General features: G+C 53.7%; 4 protein-coding genes and 2 pseudogenes. 5 read left to right on the plus strand and 1 reads right to left on the minus strand.

Annotated elements, in window-relative coordinates:
• Positions 1 to 529: pseudogene (locus BOW51_RS07140) on the minus strand (hypothetical protein); the annotation flags it as partial.
• 78 nt (positions 530 to 607) lie between these two features.
• Between BOW51_RS07140 and BOW51_RS07145 the strand changes: the two are divergent.
• The 5 genes and pseudogenes from BOW51_RS07145 to BOW51_RS07165 all read left to right on the plus strand — a co-directional run.
• A complete protein-coding gene (locus BOW51_RS07145) occupies positions 608 to 2,845 on the plus strand; it encodes an LPS-assembly protein LptD (RefSeq protein WP_078477085.1) in 2,238 nt (745 codons plus the stop codon).
• 36 nt (positions 2,846 to 2,881) lie between these two features.
• Positions 2,882 to 3,832: a peptidylprolyl isomerase gene (locus tag BOW51_RS07150; protein WP_135568128.1), complete on the plus strand. Its 951-nt coding sequence runs from the start codon at positions 2,882 to 2,884 to the stop codon at positions 3,830 to 3,832.
• Positions 3,829 to 4,758 carry a 4-hydroxythreonine-4-phosphate dehydrogenase PdxA gene (gene pdxA, locus BOW51_RS07155; RefSeq protein WP_078477087.1) on the plus strand — a complete coding sequence of 310 codons (930 nt, stop codon included), beginning with the start codon at positions 3,829 to 3,831 and terminating at the stop codon, positions 4,756 to 4,758. The genes BOW51_RS07150 and pdxA overlap by 4 nt, the downstream gene beginning before the upstream one ends.
• 22 nt (positions 4,759 to 4,780) lie before the next feature.
• Positions 4,781 to 5,164 carry a deaminase RidA gene (gene ridA / locus BOW51_RS07160; protein ID WP_078477088.1) on the plus strand — a complete coding sequence of 128 codons (384 nt, stop codon included), beginning with the start codon at positions 4,781 to 4,783 and terminating at the stop codon, positions 5,162 to 5,164.
• A 31-nt stretch (positions 5,165 to 5,195) separates the two neighbouring features.
• Positions 5,196 to 5,415, plus strand: a pseudogene (locus BOW51_RS07165) (lyase family protein); the annotation flags it as partial.

Below are 5,415 nucleotides of genomic sequence, written 5' to 3' on the forward strand. Positions count from 1 at the left end.
GACGCAGCACCTCACTCCTGAACTGGCTTTTTGATTGCTGCGCATCATCCAGTGCCGACTCGGACGCCAGTTTTGAACCGAGCCGGCTAAGGCGGTCAACTTCTCTCTGTGCTAGCACACTGTTTTCGCGAGCCACCTCAAGCAGGGCCCTGTCTCGCTCGAAACTGCGCTTCTCCTGCTCGAGAGCCAGTTCGGCCTCAGTGAGCTGATCCCTGTAATCAGCATCATCAATCGAAACCAGCACGGCACCCTGGCTGACCCTGTCTCCAGCTACAACATGAATTTCCGTGACACGTCCCTCGACCTCAAAATGCAGCAGGCTGCGAAACCTGGGTTCGACTCGCCCGTGGAACAGGCGCAAGGGCTTAAGAGTGGTGGCTGACACAGTCACAGTCTCGACACGCGCCGGCTGTATCTCTCGAGTTTCGCTCACAGGTTCAGGACGGGTCGCAAGTAAAAACGCGACAAGCGACACAATTACCAATAGAATGGCAACGAAAATAGTGGCAGACTTTCCATCGAATCTCATTGAAGCGCCCGGGATAAATGTGTCAATCTGTGCATTCTAAATCAACTGGCCCTGATAACCTGTGAAAATGTGACACCTGTGACAAGATTTCATGCCATACAGTTCACCCTGCTATTGACTGGCTCCATGGTTGCTAACAGCACTATGGCAGCGGTCGAACACTCTTGCCTCGCCCAGCCTGTAACATCGATAGCGGATATTTCTGATGATCTGGTCATCGATGCAGGGCATGCGTCATGGAATATGCATAGTGAAAAACTGCAAATGGGCGGAGGTGTGCAGCTGCGACAGAAGAGCCAGCACATTTCTGCCAACAGTGTCACTTACGACAAGCGCGGCGGCAGAATAGACGCAACAGGCAACGTCATTATTCGCCAGCCCGGCTATAGCTTCTCAACACAGGAAATCACCTATTTCGTCGATGAAAAGCGCGTCGAGACAAGCCAGCCAGTCAGCTATCGTCTCATAGAGACAGGCGGCAACGGTACTGCCGGCACCTCAAACATCACGATTGACGGCGTCTCCAGCTTCAGCGATATCAGCTACAGCAGCTGCCCAATGGAAGACCCTGCGTGGCGACTGGAAGCGTCGAAAATGAAAATCGACCGCGAAGAGGGGACTCTGACTGCCCACAATGTGCACCTAAAGGCGGGCGATACAACGCTTCTCTATGTGCCCTATTTCCAGTTCCCGATTGATGGCAAGCGCCACACGGGGCTCCTGCTGCCCAGTATCCGCGTCACCTCAAGCACCGGAACTGAACTGATGGCGCCCTATTATCTCAACCTGGCACCAAATTATGACGCCACCATCTATCCGCGCATCACGACCAAGCGCGGCCTGATCCTTGGCGGCGAGTTCCGCTACCTCACGGAACAGTATCAGGGCATCCTCGAGGCAGAGATTGCTCCATGGGATGACGACAACCAGGGAGATGACTTACGTTACATGTGGCGTTGGCGAAACCAGGCGCAATTCTCTCCTCACCTGTCAGCCGAGATTGATTACACCCATGTCTCGGACAGCGACTATCTCGACGATATGCAGAGTCGCCTGGAGAAATCAACTGACAGCTACAGAGAACGTTTTTCGACACTCTCCTACCGCGACAGCTATTGGGATGCATCGATCAAATTTGCAGATTTCGATCCAACCGATCTGGATGCGACAGATGCTTATGAGCGTCTCCCCGAAATTCTTTTCAACTGGCGCAAGTTTCATCAAAACGGCTTGTTTAGCGAAATTGACGCCGGTTATACTCGCTTTGAAAACAAAGACAGCAGCATGGCTGCCGGCAACCGCGTAGACCTGCAACCTGCTACCGGTATCGAGCTGCTGCGACCGTGGGGCTCTTTCAAAGCAAAGCTGAGCGGGCGTTACACCAGCTATTCACTCGACCGCACCGGCATCAATCCAAAGGTCGAGAAAGACACCACCCGTACGAGCTATACCGCAACTCTTGATGGCACTTTGGTCTACGAACGTGATACCAACTGGTTTGGCATTTCATCGTTGCAAACACTCGAACCGCGTCTTTTTTATACCTATACGCCATATACAAACCAGGACAACCTGCCTGTTTTTGACAGCCGACTGGCTGACTTCAGTTTTGATAACCTGTTCCGCGAGAATCGCTTCACCGGGCCTGACAGGGTAGGGGATGCCAACCAACTGGTTACTGCGATCACCACCAGGTTTATCAGCCATGACAGCGGCCTCGAGTGGCTGCGCGCCAGTCTTGGCCAGATCATCTATTTTGATGAGCATATGGTCGATTTGCCTGACTCGGAAGATATCATCACCGACGAAGCAGCCTTTGTTGCCAGTCTCTACTCACAGATCAACGATTTCTGGTCTGTTGAAACAGCCCTGCAATGGAGCAGGGAGTCCGTCAGCCATCGCAACAGCTTTGTTGGCATCAATTACCATGATGCAGAGGCGGGCCACTATGCTTCACTGGCATGGCGCGAACGCAACCAGATATCGGCTGAAAATGAAGAGCAGCTTAACTATCTCTCCGCGGCAACCGGCTGGCGCATTTCGAACAAATTGAATGTTGTTGGCAACCTGCTCTACTCAATCGAAGAGGACAGGCTTCTGGATGTTGCCGCCGGTGTCGAGTATGATTCGTGTTGCTGGGCTGTGCGCGGCCTGGTCACGCGCCGTGCCGATGACGAAACTGATGACCAGCGTTACAATACGGGCTTCTCCCTGCAATTCCTTCTCAAGGGGCTTGGTGAGTTCGGTTCTGGCGGTTTTGGTGGAAGAATTTCACCCCCGGTATCGGCACATGACCAATTTGAAACCTATTATTAACAAGCTGAAGCATTGATCCAGACACAGGTTGACCAGATGAAAAAAATTCCCTTCTTAATTGTCCTCGGCTTCGCTCTCCTGCTGCCACTGGCTGCGCATGCTGCAAAACCGCTCGACGAGATCGTCGCTGTTGTCGAGGATGATGTTGTCCTTCGCTCCGAGCTCAACCGCGCGATGAAAGGTAACCGCCGCCAGAAAGGGGAATCAAAGCAGGCACACGAGCGCCGCGTTCTCGACAAGCTGATTACCAGCAGGGCGCAGAAACTCGCTGCAGATCGTGCAGGTATCAAGGTGACAGACGAAGAGGTCGATGCGGCAGTTGCAACCATCGCTGCGCGCCACAAGATCAGTGTTGCCCAACTACGCCAGATACTGGGACGCCAGGGTCAGAGCTACAGCGCCTTTCGTGAGAACCTGCGCAAGCAGATCGGACAGCAGAAATTCCATCAGAAGAGCCTATCCAGCCAGGTACAGGTGACGGAATCTGAAATTGATAACTATCTGAGTATTCATGGCGGAAGCGGCAAGACTAAAACCATCAACCAGACAAAAGCGCGTCATATCCTGTTGCGTCCGGGTGAGCAGCTCTCCAACAAGGAAGCAAAAGCCCGACTCGCCGAAATTCGAAAGCAAATTGTCGATGGAGAGTCATTCGCGTCACTTGCACAAGCTTATTCCGATGATACCGCCTCCGCCCTCAAGGGTGGCGATCTCGGCTGGCTGAGCCCGGGAGTGGCGCCACCTGCATTTGAAAAGCAGCTCAAGAGGCTTAAGAAAGATCAAATTTCACAGCCCTTCCAGACACCATTCGGCTGGCACCTGGCACAGGTTCTTGACCGTCGTAAGCAAAAATCTGCCGATACTGCGGCCCGTGAAGCAGCGAAAGCAAAAATCCAGCAGCGTAAAATCGAGGAGTCACTCGACCTGCTGGCACGTCGTCTGCGCGACCAGGCCTACGTCGAATACAGGGACAACGACTTCGAATGAGCGCATCACGACAGCGTCTCGCTGTCACTGTTGGTGAACCGGCCGGGATTGGGCCGGACCTCTGTGTTGAACTGAACCATCGCATCAACTGCGACGACCTTGTCTTTATCGGCAACAGGGAGCTGCTCGAGAAGCGTGCCGACCAGTTGGGAAAGTCCTTCAACGGAACGGTGCATGATATTCCACTGGCGGCACCTGTCATAGCCGGTGAACTCAATGTTGCTAACAGCGAGGCCGTGCTGCACAGTTTGCGCGAAGCCGCCGAAGGCTGCATGCAAGAGCGTTACGCTGCTGTCGTCACCGCTCCACTTCACAAGGGCATCATCAATGATGCCGGTATTCCTTTCAGCGGCCACACAGAATATTTCGCCGAAATCACCGGTGGATACCCGGTCATGATGCTCGCCTGCCCGGGACTTCGCGTGGCGCTGGCAACCACGCACCTGCCGCTTCGGGATGTGCCGGATGCGATCACCCGGCCATTGCTTGAGAAAGTGATGCGAATTCTGCACAACGACCTGGTCGAAAAATTCCATATCGCATCACCACGCATACTTGTATGTGGGCTCAATCCACACGCAGGTGAAGGCGGGCACATGGGACGCGAGGAGATTGAAGTCATTACACCTGTACTTGAGCAGCTGCGAACTGAAGGCATCAACTGCAGTGAGCCATTACCGGCAGATACACTCTTCACCCCAAAACAGTTGCAACAGGCAGATGCTGTACTCGCCATGTATCATGACCAGGGGCTTCCGGTCCTCAAGCACAAGGGATTCGGTGAGGCAGTCAATATTACCCTGGGCCTGCCGATTATTCGTACCTCGGTCGATCACGGTACCGCCCTGGATCTTGCTGGTAGTGGCAAAGCCGATGTCGGCAGTCTTATCGCTGCCGTCAATTGTGCCCGCGACATGATTAACTGAATTGAATAAACGGAGACTCGATATGAGCCGCGAAATCATCCACACAGACAAGGCGCCCCAGGCAATTGGCACCTACTCACAGGCAGTCAAGACAGGTACAACCGTCTACATGTCGGGACAAATCCCGATGGTACCGGAAACCATGGAGATGGTCGATGGCGATATGGAAGCACAAATCCGTCGTGTATTCGACAACCTGCAAGCAGTAGCGCAGGCAGCAGGTGGCTCGCTGGCAGATATCGCCAAACTCAATATCTTCCTGACTGACCTGTCGCACTTCCCGCTTGTCAACCAGGTGATGGCAGACTATTTCAGCGAGCCCTATCCGGCACGCGCAGCTATCGGTGTTGCCAGCCTGCCCAAGGATGCCGGGGTGGAGATGGACGCCGTTATGGAACTGCTATAATTACCAACGCTTAATGACTGACGACTAAATCATGACAGATAAAAAACTCTGGGCCGGTCGCTTTAACGAACCGACCGACGCCTTCGTTGAAGCCTTTACCGCATCGGTTGAATTTGACCAGCGACTGGCACCGCAGGATATAGCAGGCTCTATTGCACATGCCACCATGCTGACACGCCAGGGCATACTGACGGAAGATGAGTTTGCTTCTATCAAGGCTGGGCTGGAAGAGATTCTTGCCAACATCGAGG

It is taken from the genome of Solemya elarraichensis gill symbiont, assembly GCF_002021095.1.
In the GTDB taxonomy this organism is placed as follows: Bacteria; Pseudomonadota; Gammaproteobacteria; order Chromatiales; family Chromatiaceae.

What these genes read in the sequence shown, in the direction of transcription:
- BOW51_RS07150 (WP_135568128.1), top strand. Translation starts at nt 2,882, where the DNA reads ATGAAAAAAATTCCCTTCTTAATTGTCCTCGGCTTCGCTCTCCTGCTG.
- pdxA (WP_078477087.1), top strand. Translation starts at nt 3,829, where the DNA reads ATGAGCGCATCACGACAGCGTCTCGCTGTCACTGTTGGTGAACCGGCC.
- ridA (WP_078477088.1), top strand. Translation starts at nt 4,781, where the DNA reads ATGAGCCGCGAAATCATCCACACAGACAAGGCGCCCCAGGCAATTGGC.